Raw genomic sequence first — 16,778 nt, 5'->3', positions numbered from 1 at the left:
GACACCGGCACAAGGAGCCCCCGTGACCACCCAGACCCCCTCCACACCCGCCTGCCCCGCCGCCCAGGCCGACGCCGCCGGGCGCGTCCCGATCCGCCGCGCCCTGGTCTCGGTATACGACAAGACCGGCCTGACCGAGCTGGCCACCGCCCTGGCCCGCCACGGCGTCGAGATCATTTCCACCGGCTCCACCGCCGCAACCATCGCCGCCGCCGGCCTGCCCGTGACCGCCGTGGAGGACGTCACTGGCTTCCCCGAGTGCCTGGACGGGCGCGTCAAGACCCTGCACCCGCGCATCCATGCCGGTATCCTCGCCGACCGCCGCAAGCCCGAGCACCTGGCTCAGCTCACCGAACTCGAGGTCGCGCCGATCGACCTGGTGGTGGTCAACCTCTACCCCTTCACCCAGACGGTCGCCTCCGGCGCCGACTTCGATGCCTGCGTGGAGCAGATCGACATCGGCGGCCCCGCCATGGTGCGCGCCGCCGCCAAGAACCACCCCTCGGTTGCGGTGGTGGTGGATCCGGCCCGCTACGGGGAGGTGGCCGACGCGGTGGCCGACGGCGGCTTCAGCCTGGCCCAGCGCCGCGCCCTGGCCGCGGCCGCCTACGCCCACACCGCCGCCTATGACGCCGCCGTCGCCTCCTGGTTCGCCCAGCAACTCGCGGCCGACGCCGCCGCTCAGGCCGACGAGTCGGCGCCCGCCATGCCCGCCTACGTGGGAGACGCCTACACACTGCTGAACCCACTGCGCTACGGGGAGAACCCGCACCAGCGGGCCGCCGTGTACACCGCCGTCGGCGCCGCTCCCGGGCAGGGCGTCGCCGGGGCCCGACAGCTGTCCGGCAAGGCCATGAGCTACAACAACTACACCGACACCGACGCCGCCGTACGCGCCGCCTACGACCACGGTGAGGCCACCTGCGTGGCGATCATCAAGCACGCCAACCCCTGTGGCGTGGCCGTATCCGCCGCCGGCGACGTCGCCGAGGCGCACCGCAAGGCCCACGCCTGCGACCCCGTGTCCGCATACGGCGGCGTCATCGCCGCCAACGCCACCGTCACCGCCGCCATGGCCCGCCAGATCAAGCCCATCTTCACCGAGGTGATCGCCGCCCCCGCCTACGACGACGAGGCCCTGGAGATCCTGAGCACCAAGAAGAACCTGCGCATCCTGGTGGTTGCCCCACCCGCCCGCGGCGGCTGGGAGGTCAAGCAGATCTCCGGCGGCGCCGTGGTCCAGGAGCGCGACGCCATCGACGCGCCCGGCGACACGCCCACGGGCTGGACGCTGGTGTCCGGCGAGGCCGCGGACGAGGCCACCCTGGCCGACCTCGCCTTCGCCTGGCGCACCGTGCGCGCGGTGCGCTCCAACGCCATCCTGCTGGCCCACGACGGGGCCACCGTCGGGGTGGGCATGGGGCAGGTCAACCGGGTGGACTCCTGCAAGCTGGCCGTGGAGCGCGCCAACACCCTGGGCGCCCGCGCCACCGGGGACGCGGCCGCCGACGCCGCAGGCACCGAGGGCGCCGAAGCTCCCGCCCCCGAGCGCGCCCGCGGCTCCGTGGCCGCCTCGGACGCCTTCTTCCCCTTCGCCGACGGCCTGCAGGTGCTCGTCGACGCCGGTGTGCGTGCCGTGGTCCAGCCCGGAGGCTCCATCCGCGACGAGGAAGTCATCGCCGCCGCCCAGGCCGCCGGCATCACCATGTATTTGACCGGCACCCGGCACTTCGCCCACTGACGCCATCGCACCCAACCGCATCCCGCCGCACCCGGGCGGCGGGATGCGGGGTGAGTAGACGCGGGCAGAGGGCCGGTGGAGGCGCTAAGGTAGCGGCCGTGAGCAACCAGAACGGGGCGGTTGACAGCGTGCCGCCGACCGGTGAATCTGCCGATGCTCCCGCCGTCGGCCCGCGCAGGGGTGACGCCGTGGACGACTGTCCCCAGCGGCAGCAGCCCTACCGCACCCTGGCGGTGGTCGCCGTCGCCGCCTGGCTGGCGGCCGTGCCCACACTGTCCCTGCTGGGCCACCGGCGCCTGGCCGTCATCTGGCTCGGGGCGGGGGTGCTGGCCCTGGCCATCATCCGGCTCCAGCGCCCCGACGGCACCTGGATCGCGGCCCGCGGGCGCGCCTTCGACGTCGTCTTCGGGCTGCTGCTCGCCGTCGGCCTGTTCGCCCTGTCCTATTACGCGAACCTGCCGCGCGTGCGCTGAAGCGGTAGAACCGTGAGCCCGACCGCCTACTGCCGGGCGGAACCGGGTCACTGGGCGGTACCGGTGCGCGCGGGCGCGGGCGAGTGTGGCATTCTGCCGCCGACCAGCGGTTCCCGACCGCCCCCATCCAGCCGAAAGGCAGTACATGAGCAACCCATCCCCGCATCCCGAAGCTCGCGCCGGGCAGGCGTCCCCGGGGCCCGTCCGCCGCTTCCTGGCCCGCGGCGGCATCCTGGTGTGGGTGCTGGCCGCCATCATCCTCGCCCTGCTGCTCGGCTCCATCCAGATCGGTGGTAACCACCTGGTGCCCGTGCCGATCGGACGGATATTCGCCACCTTCTCCGACCTGTTCAGCCAGTTCCTGAGCTTCTCCATCCCGCTGATCATCATCGGCCTGGTCACCCCCGCCATCGCCGATCTGGGGCGCGGCGCCGGCCGCTGGCTCGCCATCACCGCCGCGATCGCCTACAGCTCCACCCTGTTCGCCGGCTTCGTCACCTACCTGGCGTGCGCGGCCACACTGCCCCGCGTGCTGGGCGGTACGACGCTGACCGACGTCGAGGAGCCCGGCAGCGCCCTGGAGACCTACTTCAGCGTGGAGATGCCGGCCGCGGTCAGCGTGATGACGGCACTCCTGCTCAGCTTCGTGGTCGGCATCGGCCTGTCCATGGTGCCGCGCGGGGTGCTGCGCAAGGGCTTCATCGAGTTCCGCGCCATCATCACTGCCCTGATCGAACGAATCATCATCCCGCTGCTGCCCCTGCACATCTTCGGCATCTTCCTGAACCTCACCTACACCGGTGAGGCCTGGGCGATCATGCGCACCCTGCTGCGGGTGGTCGTGGTCGTGCTGCTGCTGGAGGTGGTGATCCTCGGGGTGCAGTACCTGGTGGCCGGTGCCGTCGGACACCGGAATCCCTTCAAGGCCTTGGTCACCATGCTGCCCGCGTACCTGACCGCCCTGGGCACCTCCTCGTCCGCCGCCACCATCCCGGTGACCCTGCGGCAGGCTCGCAAGAACGGCGTGGCCGACGCCGTCGCCTCCTTCACCGTGCCGCTGTGCGCCACCATCCACCTGGCCGGCTCCACCTCGAAGATCTTCGCCTTCGCATTCGCCATCGCCCTCACCCAGGGGCTGTCCGTGTCGGCCGCACAGTGGATCGGCTTCATCTTCATGCTCGGCATCACCATGGTGGCCGCCCCGGGCGTGCCCGGCGGCGCCATCATGGCCGCCACCGGTCTGCTGTCCAGCATGCTGGGCTTCAACGACGCCCAGGTGGCGCTCATGATCGCCACCTACATCGCCCTGGACGCCTTCGGCACCGCCACCAACGTCACCGGAGACGGTGCCATCGCGATCGTCGTCGACCGGCTCGCCCACGGCCGCATCGGTCCCGAGGGCGATCCGGAGAACACCCGCGAACTCGCCTTCGACGGCATGAAGTACCTGGACCGGGTCAGTGTCGACGGCGTGGTCAGCGCCGAGGAGCTCGAGGCCTCCGCCGCCGCGGCCGGCCCCAACGCCGTCAGCCACTGAACCTCCCGAGCCGGGATGTAGCCCAGATCTCCCCATGCGCGGCGGCCGCTCCGGCCATCGTCCCAAGTCTTCGTACGCGCTACGGCATAGGCTTTGGTCAACGGCCCCCGCGGCCCAACTGACTGTCTCGAAGGAGTCCTTCATGGCCAACGCCCCCGTCAACATCACCGTCACCGGCGCTGCCGGCAACATCGGCTACGCGCTGCTCTTCCGCATCGCCTCCGGTGCTCTGCTCGGCCCCGACCAGCGCGTCAACCTGCGCCTGCTCGAGATCCCGCAGGCTGTCAAGGCTGCCGAGGGCACGGCCATGGAGCTGTTCGACTCGGCCTTCTCCACGCTCGGTTCCGTCGACATCTTCGACGACCCCAAGCAGGCCTTCGAGGGCGCCAACATCGCCTTCCTGGTCGGTTCCATGCCCCGCCGGGCCGGTATGGAGCGCTCTGACCTGCTTTCCGCCAACGGCGGCATCTTCGGTCCCCAGGGCGAGGCGCTTGCCGCCGGCGCCGCCGACGACATCAAGGTCCTCGTGGTCGGCAACCCCGCCAACACCAACGCGCTCATCGCCGCCTCCCACGCCGGCGACATCCCGGCCTCCCGCTTCACCGCCATGACCCGCCTGGACCACAACCGGGCCCTGGCCCAGCTCGCCGCCAAGGCCGGCTGCCACGTCTCCGACATCGACAAGGTCGCCATCTGGGGCAACCACTCCTCGACCCAGTACCCCGACCTGACCCACGCCACCATCAAGGGCGAGCCGATCACGGACATCCTGGCCGACCGCGAGTGGGTGGAGAACGACTTCATTCCCACCGTCGCCAAGCGCGGTGCCGCCATCATCGAGGCCCGCGGCGCCTCCTCCGCGGCCTCCGCCGCCTCCGCCGCCATCGACCACGTGCGCGACTGGTGCCTGGGCACCACCTCGGCGTGGACCTCCGCCGCGGTCATGTCCGACGGGTCCTACGGCGTACCCGAGGGCGTCATCTCCTCCTTCCCCTGCACCGCCGAGAACGGCGAGTGGAAGATCGTCCAGGGCCTGGAGATCGACGACTTCTCCCGCGCCAAGATCGACGCCTCCGCCGCAGAGCTGGTCGATGAGAAGAACGCCGTCGCCGGCATGGGCCTGATCTGACCCACACCTGCGCCAACAATCAGCGGCCCCGGCTCCTTGCGGAAGCCGGGGCCGCTGCTCTACCCCGCCGACCTTCGTCACCCGGCTGCAAGAACTGGCTCCAGCGCATCTCCACCAAGGAAGGACAGATCGCCGTCAACACCGTAAAGGGCTGAGAGCGCTCGCGCTACAGTCGTGCCATGGCACGCCGAGGATCCCGCAGTTCCAAGCGCCCCTACGCGGCCGGGCATCGGCCGCTGGACATGGGCCGACTGGAGTCGTTGCCGCGCACCCAGACCGGTCCCGGGGGAGCGGAGTTCACGGTGCGGCGCGTGCGCGGCAGAGCCAAGACCTACATCTGCCCCGGCTGCAACCAGACGATCGCCGCCGGTACGCCCCATATCGTGGCCTGGTCCAACGAGTCCCTGTTCGGGCCGGACCGTGGCCTGGAGGAGCGCCGTCACTGGCACACCTCCTGCTGGGACCGTCACCTGTGGTGAGCGGCCCGGTGGTCGGATGCCGGTCAGGCCAGCGGCTCGGGGGAGCGCTCCTCCCATCCCGGCAGTAGCCGGTCCAGGGCGGTGCGCAGGGGCACGATGTCGCCGTCACGGCCGCCCTCGCCAATGGTCATGGGCACCGGCTCGTCGGCCGGCGTCACTCCGAGCAGCCGATCCCGCACACTCAACGGCCGGGTGAGGATGTAGAAGCGGCCGGTGGTGTCGATCGCCACCGACTGGTCCTGGCGCAGGTACCAACCGGTCAGCGGGGTGCGGGCGGATCCGCCGCCATAGCCCCGCACTCGCAGCGGGGTCGCCTCCAGCCCCTCCGCCTCGGCCACCGCGATGAACAGGGCGACGATCCGTGCGGCCCGCTGGTGCTCCGCCGCCTGCCGTGCCTGCAGCATGCGTGCCCGCTCGGCCGCCGCGTCGCGACGCCGCCGCGCCCAGTCCGCATCCTGCGCGCCTGGCGACGACGCCGCACTCGCCGCATCCGGGACAGCCGCTGCGGGGTGGTCGGGGGAGAAGTCGGGGTCCGCGTGAGCCATGCTCGTAGCCTACGAGCCGCCGGAAGAGCTGTGGTGTTGCCCGCCGGGTTGCCGCACACTAGAGGCATGAACACGCCCACTCAGCCTCCGCAGCGCCCTCCCGAATCGGCTGTACGGCCGACACCGATGCCGCGCACCGCCCGGCTCGACATCCACCTTGATCCCGTCTCCGCAGAACCCGTCTTCTCCCAGATCTGTGCGGCGGTCAGTGCCGACATCGCCGCAGGCACACTCCCCGCGGGCACCCGTCTGCCTCCCACGCGCGCGCTCGCCACCCAACTGGACATCGCCGTCAACACGGTGGCGAAGGCCTACCGTGAACTCGAGGTTCAGGGCTACATCGAGGGCCGTGGCCGGCGTGGAACCTTCGTGCGTGACCAGTCCGGGGTCGCGGGTGAGCGGGAGGCGCTGCGCTTCGTCACCACCATGCACTCCCTGGGCATGTCGCTTAAGGACACGCTCGAGTTGGTGCGCCGCGCCTGGCCCTGAGCCCCGGTCGACGGCCGGGGCCCAGAGACGGGCGATTACGCCGGTGCGACCGCACTTGGCTCGGCGTCGTCAGCGGCCGGCGCTCCACCGTCGGCGGGCGCATCCGCTTGCACCTCCCCAACCGCGGCGGCATCGTCACTGCTCAAGGCCTCGGTGATGACATCGGAGAAGACCGGTGCCGGCGGCAGTACGTTGCCGAGCACGCCGCGCATCTCCTCCAGGTAGCTGGCCACGGAGTCACGCTGGCGCTCCAGTTCCTCCACGTCCCGAGCGGCCGCGGACTTCTCGGCATCCGCATCGGCACGGGCGTCCTCCACCAACTGCTTGGCCTCCTCACGGGCCTGCCGCAGGATCTCCTCCGCCTGCCGGGTCGACTCCGCACGGCGCTCCTGTGCGGACTGATCCGTCTGTGCGCGCACGGCCTCGGCGCGTTCGAGCGCCTCCTGTAGCCGGGCCTCGGCGTCCGCCGCCTGCGTTTGCGCCTGTTCCTGCATCTCAGCGATACGGGCGCGTGCCGACTCGTGCGCGGCGGCATCCTCCTGGGCGGCGGCCTCGTGCGCGGCGGCCACATCCAAAGTTGCCTGCTGGCGCAGTTCGGCGGCCTCGGCACGTGCGGCCTCCGCATCGGCCTGGGCGGAACGGCGCAATTCCTCCGATTCGCGGCGTGCCGTGGACAGTAGCTTCTCAGCCTCGGCGCGTGCCTTCTCGACGGTGAGCCGGGCCTCCTCCTGGGCAGCGGTCAGCGTGGACTCGGCCTGCTCGGAGGAGGAACCGCGCAGTTCCTCGGCCTCCTGAGCGGCGGCCTCGCGCACCCCGGCGGCCTCGCGCTCGGAGGAGATCGCCAACTCTGCCGCGGACTTGTTCGCCTCCGCGCGCACGACCTGCGCCTCCCGCTCCGCCGTGGCACGCAACTCGGTGGCGGCCGACTCGGCTTCGGCGGCGAGCTGGGCGGCCCGGCGCTCGGCGGACCCGACCAGCTCATCGGCACGCGCCTGCGCATTGGACAGTGTGGTCTCCGCCTCGCTTTCGGAGCGGGTACGCAACTCCGCGGCCTCGCGGCGGGCGTCCGAAATCAGCGCGGCGGCTTCGGAGGAGGAGCGTTCGGACAGATTCGCGGCGTTGGCGCGCGTGCGGGTCAGGAGCGCGTTCGCCTCCGCATTGGCCTTGGACAGCACCGAGGCGCTCTGCTCCTCGGCGCTGCGCAGCAATTGCTCGATGCGTGATCCCAGGCCCGCGTACGTCGGCTTGTCCGCCTCCCGCAGGCGACGCTGCGCCTCCGCGAGTTCACCGGCCAGGGTCATCGCCCGCTGATCGAGGTTGGCGACCTCCCGGCGCGCGTCCTGCAGCTGGCGGTTGAGCGCTTCCAGTCGCTGGTCCACCTGCGCACGGTCGTACCCGCGCATGGTGATGGCGAACTCTTCGGTGTCCTCGGCCACGTCAAATCTCCTCCTGGGCCGGGTCGGGACGGCCCACCGTCCAAGCGTAGCCCCTGGGCAATCCGCGCGGAATCGGTACATTCCCGGCGCTTTCGCGCGGCTCGCCGGGGCGTGGGCAATTCCGCCTCCCGGGACGGCAAAACACCCGGCAAATCGGCGCGTCCACGCCCTACAACCGGCGCGGGGAGGGTCTTTGCCCTAGGCTTTTGCTCATGGCGCAGCAACCTGTGATTTTCGCCGAGACCGGTGCGAACCGGCGGCGGTCATGGGATTCTGACGTCCGGCCGCCTCAAACGTCGTCCTCGTGGCGTCGGTGCGAGTCGCGCACACCCGTCGGCCACGTCGGCGGGTCCATGTCCCCCAGTTCGAGGAGAACCGCGTCGTGAATCGACGGATGCTGAGCGTGATCATTGCCGTTCTCGGCCTGATCGCCATAGTCCTGGCAGTCTGTTCCGCCACCGTGTGGCGTCCGAGCTCAACTGCCCGGGCCAGCCTCGCCCAGAGTCCCGACCAGCACTACGTCGTCACCGAGCAGGGCGTGCTCAGCCTCGTGGAGTCCGACGTCGAGGTAACCGCTACCGCCGCCTCCGCCGACCAGCCGGTGCTGATCGCGGTCGGCCACGTACAAGACATCAAGGCCTGGCTCGCCTCGGACCCCTACATTTTGGTGACCGGCCTGACCGACTGGGACACGCTGGAGTCCACGGCGGTCACCACCTCCTGCCCCGAGGAGGCCACCCCCACCGCAACCGCCGAGGCCTCCGCCGCGCCCACCGCTGAGGCTACTGCGACGGCGACGACGGATGCGGACGGCTGCGCCGTGCTGGAGAACAGCGACGCCGATCCCGCCGACTCCGATCTGTGGATCAAAACCGAGACCGGGACCGGCTCGGCCACTCTCGAACTGGACACCGCCGGCTCCGACCTGGCGGTACTGGTGGCCACCGACGGCGCCTCCACCGCCCCGCAGGTCACGCTGGCATGGCCGCGGCACGTGTCCACTCCTTGGCTGATTCCCGGCCTGATCGTGGGCGGCCTGCTGCTGCTGGTGGGGGTGTTCCTGTTCCTGATCGACATTCAAACGCGCCGCGCCGACGAACAGCGACGCGCCCGCGCCGCCGAGCGGGCCGCTCGCATCGCCCAGGCCGACTCGGTGGCCACCGTAGGTATTCCGCAGATCGGCGATCCGAACCGTCCGCTCACCCGCCGCGAGCAGCGAGACAAGGAGCGCGCCGAGGCGGCCGGTGAGGAGTGGGTCGACCCGCGCACCGGAGCCGTCTACGTCGGCGGCGTGCAGGCCCCCGCCGTGCCGCAGGCGCCCGCCCCCGAGCCCGAGGAACTATCCGCGGACGCCGTGGAGGCCTCCGGGGCCGCCCGCGGCAGCGCCGTCGTCCCGGGATTGGATGCCGAGACCACCGCCGCCCACCGTTCCGCCCGTGAACTGGATGAGACGGAGCCCTTCGCCGTCGCCGGCGAGGAGGAGACCGCCTCCCCCGAGACGGAGGAAATGCCCGCCGTCGAGGACGGGACGGCCGCCGACGCGAACACCGACGAGTCCGACGAGGAGCACCAAGCATGATCACCAGCCGCCGCGCCTTCTTCACGGGAGCGACCGCGACCGCGCTCGCCGCCGCCCTGGCCGCCTGCTCCCAGGATGTGCCCACCAATGCCGCCACCGGTACGCCCACGCCGCAGCCGGTGCTCGACTCCGACCGCCTCACCGCCGTCCTCGAACGTGTCCAGGTCGGCTTGGACGCGGCGGATGCGGACAAGAACGCCGACGCGCTGGCCGGCTACCTCACCGGCCCGGCCGTCCGCGTGCGCGGCGAGGAGTACCAGGTCGCCTCGGCCACCGAGGATGACAGCTTCGTGCACACCTTCACCACCACCAGCCAGGCGGGAACCGTCGCCCTGGCCAACGACTTCCCGCGCACGGCGCTGGCCATCACCGACTTCGCCGACGACGAGCAGGGCTACCTGCTCGCCCTCACCCAGGACTCCGCCCGTGAGAATTACCAGCTGTGGGGCTGGACTCAGTTCTTTGCCGGCGTGGAGATCCCGTCTACCTATGCCCCCGCCATCGGCACCGAGCAGATCGCCGCGGATGACGCCACCGACCTGGCGGCCAGTCCACAGGACGTGCTCGACGCCTATGTGGACGCCCTGAACGACCCCGACGGCGAGAACGGCAAGGCCTTCGCCGATGACGTTCTGCGCCAGCGCATTGCCGCCGAGCGGGCGGTCGATCTCTCTGAGGCCGGTGAGGTCAGCGTGACCGCCGAGGCCGGCTCTGACGGCTTCAAGAGCCTGCGTACCGCCGACGGCGGCGTGATCACCATGACGACGCTGAGCTTCACCACCGTTTACAAGAAGACGGTTGCCGGGTCCACGCTGTCACTCGCAGACAGCACGGTCGGTGCGCTGATGGGGGACGACCAGGACGTGGTCGGCACCGTCACCGCCAACTACGACGTCATGATCGCCTTTCTCATCCCGGCGGCCGACGCCGAGGACGCCACCCCCACCGCCCTGGGCATGGACCTGGTGCTGGCCTCCGTGTCCCGCGACGACTCCCAGGCGCCCGCCGAGGAGGATGCGGAGGGCTGACGCCCCGGGCGAACCGGTGCGTCGGGCCGCCCGGTGGAGGACTACGCTCCCGTTCGTAACCAAAGCCAGCAAGCCATGCGGGCACAGCCCGGGAAAGGCACACCATGAGCATGTTCGGTGCCGTCGACCTGTCCTCCCTCGCACCCAAGCAGGGGACCAGTCCCGCCCCCGCCGCCGGTACGGCGGCGCCGGCCGCGGGCAGCGGCGGCGCGGGCGCGCTCGTGGTCGATCTGGACGCCGCCAACCTGCGTGAGATCGCCGAGGGCTCCGCCCGCGTGCCGGTTGTGGTGGTGCTGCACACCCCGCGCTCTCAGGCCTCCACCGACCTGGCGGCCTTGCTTGAGCGCCTGGCCGGCGAGTACGGCGGCCGCTTCCAGCTCGCCCGCGTGGACGTGGACGCCGCCCCCGAGGTGGCTCAGGCCCTGCAGGCGACGGCGGTGCCCACGGTGGTAGCCCTGATCGCCGGGCAGCCGGTGCCCATGTTCCAGGGCAGTGCCCCCGAGGAGCAGCTGCGCGCCCTGCTCGACCAGTTGCTCGAGGTCGCTGCCCGCAACGGCGTGGACGGCCGTATCGCCGTCGACGCCTCGGCGCAGCCGGAGCCGGCAGAGCCGGAGGAGACCGAGGTTGAGCGGGAGGCGCGCGAGGCGATCGAACGCGGCGACTGGGCCGGGGCCGAGGCTGTCTACGATCACGCGATCGCCAACTCGCCCGCCGACGACGACTTGAAGGCCGCCCGCAGTCAGGTGCGCATGCTTGCCCGCATGGACGGGCAGGACCCGGCTGCACTGCTGGCCGCGGCCGACGCTCCCGGCGCGGACCTGGACGCCCAGTTGGCCGGGGCGGACGCGGCCCTCGCCCTGGGGGACGTGAACGCCTGCCTGGGACGCGCCCTGGAGGCCGTGCGTGCACACGCCGGTGATGAGCGCGAGCGGGCCCGCCTGCGTCTGCTGGAGCTGTTCGAGGTCATCGGTGCTACCGCTCCCGAGGTGGCTCGGGCCCGCCGCCAGCTGGCCACTATCCTGTACTGAGTCGCGGAGCGCGTGGACGGCGAGCCGGGGAGTCAGAAGAACGCTTCGATGCCCGCGTGCACCATGGCAGCGCGGTAATCCACCAGATCCTCGGGGTGCAGTGCCGGGACTCCGGCCATGCGGTAGGGACGTCCCAGTAGCGTGTACTTGCGTTCGCCGAACTGGTGGAAGGGCAGCAGCTGGACGCGCTCGGCCCCGAGCGAGCGCAGCAGGTCGGCGAAGGCGGTGGCGTCGTCGAGAGCGTCGTTGACGCCGGGAATGACGGGGATGCGCACCTGCGTGCGGATGCCGCGCTCGAGAGCGCGGGACAGGTTGCGCAACGGCAGATCGTTGTACCCGCCGGTCCACCGCTTGTGCGCGTCGCGATCATGGTGCTTGACGTCAATGAGCAGATAGTCGAGGTGATCCAGCGCCCGGTCGAACACGCGTGGCGCCACGTGCCCCGTCGACTCCATCGCCGTATGTATGCCGCGTTGCTGCAGCTCCTGGAGCAGCTCCGTCGCGAAGACGTGCTGCATCATCGGCTCGCCGCCCGACAGCGTGACGCCGCCGCCTGACTCCTCGAAGAACGGCCGGTCGGCCTCGCACTCCTTGAGTACCTCCGCCAGCGTATGCCTCCTGCCCGCGGGGGTCGCCTCACCGGTGGTGGGATCGAGGAGCTGCTCGATGCCGGGATTGATGGACTCGGGGTTGGCGCACCAGGGGCAGGCCAGCGGGCAGCCCTTGAGGAACACAACCGTGCGAATGCCCGGCCCGTCGTGCAGCGAGAAGCGCTGAATGTTGAACACCACTGCGGTGTTGTCCGCCCGATGGGACGCCTCGTTCGGTGAGGCAAACGGCGAGGCAAGCGGGTGCGAGGTCATAACCCCAGCTCCTTTCGTTCGAAACTAGTATAACTTACGAACGAAGGACCAAAGACCTATGCTTGAAGTGAGTCGTTCGTTTATCGTGGTGTCAACGCTTCAAACGAAGCACTTCACAGTTGCGTACGGTAGGAAAGGGGGTATGGAACCCATGAGTAGCCGTCAGACCACCCTCCTTGAGGCGATCGTCGCCGCCGGGCGCGTTGCCGTCACCGAGCTCGCGCAGCTGGCCGAGGTCTCCGCCGTCACCATCCGCAAGGACCTGGACGCGCTGGAATCGTGCGGCCTGATCCGCCGAGAGCGCGGCTTCGCCGTGCTGGTCTCCGCGGATGACCCGGCCGGCCGCCTCGCCTACCACTACGCTGACAAGGCGCGCATCGCCCGGGCCGCGGCCGGCACCGTCCACGACGGCGAGACCGTCATGGTGGAGGCCGGCTCATGCTGCACGCTGCTGGCCGAGCAGATCGCCACTCAGCACTCCGGCACAACGATCATCACCAACTCGGCCTTCATCGCCGATCGGCTGCGCGCCTTCCCGGCCACGCGGGTCATCCTCCTGGGCGGTGAGCAGCAGCCGGACTCACGCGTCATGGTCGGCCCCATGGTCGAATTGTGCGCGCAGCAGTTCCTGGTCGACCGGCTCTTCGTCGGCACCGACGGCTTCACCGCCCGGCTCGGCTTCACCGCACGCGACTACCTGCGCGCCACCGCCGTACGGGCGCTGGCCGAGCGGGCCGAACACGTCGTCGTCGTCACCGAGTCCGAGAAGCTCGGCGGACACGGGCCCGTACCGCTGCTGCCCGCCTCGGCCGTGTCCACCGTATGGACCGACGCGGCGGGGGACCCCGCCCAGATCACCGCGCTGACCGACTCCGGCGTCCAGGTCGTCACCGTATCGCCGTCGGGCGCCACCACCACCCACAGCGCCGCCGCCGGCGCAACCACCAGGCCCACGGCCGCGATCCGCACGGGCGCGGGCACGCTAGAAGAGGAACAATCGTCATGACAACCATTGCCCAATCCACGCCCACAGCCCTCGGCGGCCCCCACTTCGGCGGTCTCACCGACCGCATGGCCGCCTGGCGCGAGGAGATTCTGGACACCGAACCCAGTGTCTGCGTTGAACGCGCGGTCATCACCACGCAGACCTACCGGGACAACGCCGATCAGCCGCTGGACATGGTCCGAGCCCTCATGCTCAAGAACGTGCTCGAACGGATGACCATCTACATCGAGCCCGCCTCCCGGCTCGCCGGCAACCAGGCGAGCGCCAACCGGGCCGCCCCCATCATGCCCGAATACGCCATGGACTGGGTGATCGACGAGCTCGACGAGTTCGACAAGCGCCCCGGGGACCGCTTCACCATCTCCGAGGAGGCGAAGCAGACGCTGCGGGAGATCGCCCCATTCTGGCGGGGCCGCACCCTCAAGGAGCACGCCCTGGCCCTCATGCCCGCGGACGCCAAGCGCTTCTACGACCTGGGCATCATCCACCCCGAGGGCAACATCACCTCCGGGGACGCTCACATTGCCGTCAACTACCGGCGCCTGCTGGCAGACGGCCTGGCCACCTACCGGCGGCGCGCCCAGGAGGGGCTAGACGCCCTGGACCTGACCGACCCCGCACAGCTCGAGCAGGCCCCCTTCTACCGCAGCCTCATCGTCGTCTTCGACGCCGTCATCGCCTTCGCCCACCGCTACGCCGACCTCGCCGAGCAGCTCGCCGCCGCCGAGACCGCCCCGGAGCGTCAGGCCGAGTTGCGGGAGATGGCCCGCGTGCTGCGGGTTGTTCCCGAGCACCCGGCCACCACCTTCCACGAGGCCGTGCAGTCGATCTGGCTCGTGCACGTGGCCCTGCAGATCGAGTCCAATGGTCACTCCCTGTCCTACGGGCGCCTGGACCAGTACCTGTGGCCCTTCCTGCGTGAGGACCTCGAGGCCGGCCGTGAGACCGACGCCTCCGCCACCGAACTGCTGACCAACCTGTGGCTGAAGACCTTCACCGTCAACAAGATCCGCTCCTGGAGCCACACCCGGTTCTCCGCCGGCAGCCCCCTGTACCAGAACGTCACCATCGGCGGCCAGCACGCCGATGGCTCGGACGCCGTCAATCACCTGTCCTACCTCATCATCACCTCCGTGGCGCAGACCCACCTGCCCCAGCCGAACCTGACCGTGCGCTACCACCACGGCCTGAGCGACAACTTCATGAACGAGGCCATCGAGCTCATGCGGCTGGGTACCGGCATGCCGGCCTTCAACAGCGACGAGGTCATCATCCCCTCGCTGATTGAGCGCGGGGTGGCCCCCGAGGACGCCCACGACTACTCGGCGATCGGCTGCGTCGAGGTCGCCGTCCCGGGCCGCTGGGGATACCGCTGCACCGGCATGAGCTTCCTCAACTTCCCCAAGGCGCTTCTGGTTGCGCTCAACGACGGCGTCGACCCCGCCTCCGGAACCCGACTGGCGCCGGCCTGCGGGCACCTGCGGGACATGACCTCCTTCGACCAGGTCATGTCCGCGTGGGACTCCACCATCCGCGAGTTCCAGCGCAACTGCATCGTGCTGGACGCTGCCTGCGACCTCGCCCTAGAGCACCAGGTCCCCGACCTGCTGTGCTCCGGACTGGTGGACGACTGCATCGGCCGCGGCAAGACCCTCAAGGAGGGCGGCGCCGTCTACGACTTCGTCTCCGGCCTCCAGGTCGGCATCGCCAACCTCGGTGACTCCCTGGCCGCCATCAAGAAGGTCGTCTTCGAGGACCACGCCATCACCGGCGCCCAGCTGTGGGAGGCCCTCCAGTCCGACTTCGCCGGAGAGGAGGGCGAGCGGATCCGTAAGCTCCTGGTCGCCGCCCCCAAGTACGGCAACGACGACGACTACGTGGACGACCTACTCGTGCGCGCCTACGCCACCGACATCGACGAGATCTTCAAGTACAAGAACTCGCGCTACGGGCGCGGCCCCATCGGCGGAACCTACTACGCAGGCACCTCGTCCATCTCCGCGAACGTGCCTCAAGGCGCCTCCACGGCGGCCACCCCCGACGGTCGTCACGCCGGCCAGCCGCTCGCGGAGGGCTGCTCGCCGAGCCACGGCGCCGACGTCAACGGCCCGACCGCCGTGTTCAAGTCGGTCTCCAAGCTGGAGACCGACCGCATCACCGGCGGCGTGCTACTTAATCAGAAGGTCAACCCGCAGATCCTGGCCAAGCCCGAGGACCGGGCGAAGCTCATCGCCATGCTGCGCGCCTTCTTCAACCGACTCCGCGGCTTCCACGTCCAGTACAACGTGGTTGACCGCGCCGTCCTCCTGGACGCCCAGGCCCACCCCGAGCAGCACCGCGACCTGATTGTCCGCGTTGCCGGCTACAGCGCCTTCTTCGTGGTGCTGTCCAAGCAGACCCAGGACGACATCATCGCCCGCACCGAGCAGACCCTCTGAAATCGCCCGCGGCTCAGAACTGATCAGGAAGGAGAACCAAGATGCAGTTCCTTATTGACGATGCTCGCCTGGACCGGGTGGAGCGCGCCCTGAACACCTTCCCCCTCATTGGGGTCACCACGAACCCGTCTATTCTTAAGGTCGGTGGCTTGACGGACTTCGAACGCGATCTGCGCACCATTCGGGAGCTGGTCGGTGATGGCGACCTCCATGTTCAGGTGGTGGCCCGAGACACCGAGGGCATGCTGCGGGAGGCCGACACCATCCGCGAGCTGGTGGGGGAGTCGACCCTCATCAAGATCCCGACGACGGCGGCCGGACTGCCGGCCATGCGGCGGCTCAAGGCCCAGGGGGCTCGCGTGACCGCGACGGCCATCTACTCCACGGCGCAGGGGTTGCTGGCGACGGCGGCCGGGGCGGACTACCTCGCCCCGTACGTCAACCGCATGTACAATGCGGACGTGGACCCGTATGCGGTGATCCGGGCTTTGCGCCAGGACATCGACCGTGAGGGGGTGCCGACCCGGATTCTGGCGGCCAGTTTCAAGAACGTCAAGCAAGTCACTGATGCGGCCGCCGCTGGCGCCCACACGGCGACTATTGGTGCCGACGTGTTGGACGCCATGCTGGCTCTGCCGCAGGTGGAGTCGGCGGTGGACGCGTTCGCTGCTGATTTTCAGGCGGCCTTCTCCGCCCCGGGCATCGCCTGAGGCACCCCGGGGGCTTGGCCCCGTTCCCAGACTGAGGCCGCCCCGCCGCAACGGAGCGGCGGGGCGGCGGCACTGGGCTGACGGTTTGCACCTTCGGTTGACGGTTCGGCACTTAGTACCGACGATTCGTACTTTTCTACGACGGTTCGGCACCTAGGGGTACGTACCGTCGTAAGAAAGTACGAATCGTTGACTAGAAGGTACGAACCGTCGCCGGAAGTGCCGAATCGTCGACTCGAGGGGACGAACCATCAAGCGAGCTACCGAACCTCCACGCCCGGTGACGGTGATCCACCC

General features: G+C 70.1%; 15 protein-coding genes. 12 read left to right on the top strand and 3 right to left on the bottom strand.

What is annotated here, in order from left to right; genetic code table 11:
- The first annotated feature begins 22 nt into the window (after positions 1-22).
- The 5 genes from purH (at position 23) to ACGLYG10_RS00190 (ending at position 5,359) form a co-directional block, all read left to right on the top strand.
- Positions 23-1,741, top strand: coding sequence for a bifunctional phosphoribosylaminoimidazolecarboxamide formyltransferase/IMP cyclohydrolase (gene purH, locus ACGLYG10_RS00210; RefSeq protein ID WP_073326977.1), 1,719 nt, complete (start codon positions 23-25; stop codon positions 1,739-1,741).
- Positions 1,742-1,839: 98 nt separating this feature from the next.
- Complete coding sequence (locus ACGLYG10_RS00205; RefSeq protein WP_244542511.1) at positions 1,840-2,214, top strand: DUF3017 domain-containing protein; 375 nt, start codon at positions 1,840-1,842, stop codon at positions 2,212-2,214.
- A 145-nt stretch (positions 2,215-2,359) separates the two neighbouring features.
- A complete protein-coding gene (locus tag ACGLYG10_RS00200) occupies positions 2,360-3,751 on the top strand; it encodes a dicarboxylate/amino acid:cation symporter (protein ID WP_073326976.1) in 1,392 nt (463 codons plus the stop codon).
- Between the two features lie 142 nt (positions 3,752-3,893).
- Positions 3,894-4,880: a malate dehydrogenase gene (locus ACGLYG10_RS00195; RefSeq protein ID WP_073326974.1), complete on the top strand. Its 987-nt coding sequence runs from the start codon at positions 3,894-3,896 to the stop codon at positions 4,878-4,880.
- A 179-nt stretch (positions 4,881-5,059) separates the two neighbouring features.
- Positions 5,060-5,359, top strand: coding sequence for a hypothetical protein (locus tag ACGLYG10_RS00190; RefSeq protein WP_234416139.1), 300 nt, complete (start codon positions 5,060-5,062; stop codon positions 5,357-5,359).
- A 23-nt stretch (positions 5,360-5,382) separates the two neighbouring features.
- Here the strand turns inward: ACGLYG10_RS00190 and ACGLYG10_RS00185 are convergent, their stop codons facing one another.
- Positions 5,383-5,904, bottom strand: a complete 522-nt coding sequence (locus tag ACGLYG10_RS00185) for a hypothetical protein (protein ID WP_073326973.1) — start codon at positions 5,902-5,904, stop codon at positions 5,383-5,385.
- Between the two features lie 66 nt (positions 5,905-5,970).
- Here ACGLYG10_RS00185 and ACGLYG10_RS00180 point away from each other — a divergent pair, with 66 nt between their 5' ends.
- Positions 5,971-6,393, top strand: a complete 423-nt coding sequence (locus ACGLYG10_RS00180; RefSeq protein ID WP_244542510.1) for a GntR family transcriptional regulator — start codon at positions 5,971-5,973, stop codon at positions 6,391-6,393.
- Between the two features lie 35 nt (positions 6,394-6,428).
- On the opposite strand, the gene ACGLYG10_RS00175 is transcribed toward ACGLYG10_RS00180, so the two are convergent.
- Positions 6,429-7,829 carry a hypothetical protein gene (locus ACGLYG10_RS00175; RefSeq protein ID WP_073326970.1) on the bottom strand — a complete coding sequence of 467 codons (1,401 nt, stop codon included), beginning with the start codon at positions 7,827-7,829 and terminating at the stop codon, positions 6,429-6,431.
- Positions 7,830-8,211: 382 nt separating this feature from the next.
- Between ACGLYG10_RS00175 and ACGLYG10_RS00170 the strand changes: the two genes are divergently transcribed.
- The 3 genes from ACGLYG10_RS00170 (at position 8,212) to ACGLYG10_RS00160 (ending at position 11,464) form a co-directional block, all read left to right on the top strand.
- Positions 8,212-9,408 (top strand): hypothetical protein, encoded by a 1,197-nt coding sequence (locus tag ACGLYG10_RS00170; RefSeq protein ID WP_139240667.1) that lies wholly within the window; start codon positions 8,212-8,214, stop codon positions 9,406-9,408.
- Positions 9,405-10,436 (top strand): hypothetical protein, encoded by a 1,032-nt coding sequence (locus ACGLYG10_RS00165; RefSeq protein ID WP_073326967.1) that lies wholly within the window; start codon positions 9,405-9,407, stop codon positions 10,434-10,436. Before ACGLYG10_RS00170 ends, ACGLYG10_RS00165 begins: the two co-directional genes overlap by 4 nt.
- 104 nt (positions 10,437-10,540) lie before the next feature.
- A complete protein-coding gene (locus ACGLYG10_RS00160) occupies positions 10,541-11,464 on the top strand; it encodes a tetratricopeptide repeat protein (RefSeq protein ID WP_073326965.1) in 924 nt (307 codons plus the stop codon).
- A gap of 32 nt (positions 11,465-11,496) precedes the next feature.
- Here ACGLYG10_RS00160 and ACGLYG10_RS00155 read toward each other — a convergent pair whose 3' ends face one another.
- Entirely contained in the window at positions 11,497-12,327 is an 831-nt protein-coding gene (locus ACGLYG10_RS00155) for a glycyl-radical enzyme activating protein (protein WP_083565213.1), read from the bottom strand.
- 142 nt (positions 12,328-12,469) lie between these two features.
- Between ACGLYG10_RS00155 and ACGLYG10_RS00150 the strand changes: the two genes are divergently transcribed.
- The 3 genes from ACGLYG10_RS00150 to ACGLYG10_RS00140 are packed head-to-tail and all read left to right on the top strand — an operon-like array spanning position 12,470 to position 16,481.
- Positions 12,470-13,333 (top strand): DeoR/GlpR family DNA-binding transcription regulator, encoded by an 864-nt coding sequence (locus tag ACGLYG10_RS00150; protein ID WP_073326964.1) that lies wholly within the window; start codon positions 12,470-12,472, stop codon positions 13,331-13,333.
- Positions 13,330-15,771, top strand: coding sequence for a glycyl radical protein (locus ACGLYG10_RS00145; RefSeq protein ID WP_073326962.1), 2,442 nt, complete (start codon positions 13,330-13,332; stop codon positions 15,769-15,771). The genes ACGLYG10_RS00150 and ACGLYG10_RS00145 overlap by 4 nt, the downstream gene beginning before the upstream one ends.
- A 41-nt stretch (positions 15,772-15,812) precedes the next feature.
- Positions 15,813-16,481 carry a fructose-6-phosphate aldolase gene (locus ACGLYG10_RS00140; RefSeq protein ID WP_073326960.1) on the top strand — a complete coding sequence of 223 codons (669 nt, stop codon included), beginning with the start codon at positions 15,813-15,815 and terminating at the stop codon, positions 16,479-16,481.
- Positions 16,482-16,778 lie beyond the last annotated feature (297 nt).

It is taken from the genome of Actinomyces glycerinitolerans, assembly GCF_900098745.1.
Lineage (GTDB): Bacteria > Actinomycetota > Actinomycetes > Actinomycetales > Actinomycetaceae > Actinomyces > Actinomyces glycerinitolerans.
The sequence above is the reverse complement of the archived record's forward strand: the minus strand, read 5'-3'. Positions and strand labels throughout refer to the sequence as shown.

What these genes read in the sequence shown, in the direction of transcription:
- ACGLYG10_RS00200 (WP_073326976.1), top strand. Translation starts at nt 2,360, where the DNA reads ATGAGCAACCCATCCCCGCATCCCGAAGCTCGCGCCGGGCAGGCGTCC.
- ACGLYG10_RS00195 (WP_073326974.1), top strand. Translation starts at nt 3,894, where the DNA reads ATGGCCAACGCCCCCGTCAACATCACCGTCACCGGCGCTGCCGGCAAC.
- ACGLYG10_RS00190 (WP_234416139.1), top strand. Translation starts at nt 5,060, where the DNA reads ATGGCACGCCGAGGATCCCGCAGTTCCAAGCGCCCCTACGCGGCCGGG.
- ACGLYG10_RS00185 (WP_073326973.1), bottom strand. Translation starts at nt 5,904, where the DNA reads ATGGCTCACGCGGACCCCGACTTCTCCCCCGACCACCCCGCAGCGGCT.
- ACGLYG10_RS00180 (WP_244542510.1), top strand. Translation starts at nt 5,971, where the DNA reads ATGAACACGCCCACTCAGCCTCCGCAGCGCCCTCCCGAATCGGCTGTA.
- ACGLYG10_RS00165 (WP_073326967.1), top strand. Translation starts at nt 9,405, where the DNA reads ATGATCACCAGCCGCCGCGCCTTCTTCACGGGAGCGACCGCGACCGCG.
- ACGLYG10_RS00160 (WP_073326965.1), top strand. Translation starts at nt 10,541, where the DNA reads ATGAGCATGTTCGGTGCCGTCGACCTGTCCTCCCTCGCACCCAAGCAG.
- ACGLYG10_RS00155 (WP_083565213.1), bottom strand. Translation starts at nt 12,327, where the DNA reads ATGACCTCGCACCCGCTTGCCTCGCCGTTTGCCTCACCGAACGAGGCG.
- ACGLYG10_RS00150 (WP_073326964.1), top strand. Translation starts at nt 12,470, where the DNA reads ATGGAACCCATGAGTAGCCGTCAGACCACCCTCCTTGAGGCGATCGTC.
- ACGLYG10_RS00145 (WP_073326962.1), top strand. Translation starts at nt 13,330, where the DNA reads ATGACAACCATTGCCCAATCCACGCCCACAGCCCTCGGCGGCCCCCAC.
- ACGLYG10_RS00140 (WP_073326960.1), top strand. Translation starts at nt 15,813, where the DNA reads ATGCAGTTCCTTATTGACGATGCTCGCCTGGACCGGGTGGAGCGCGCC.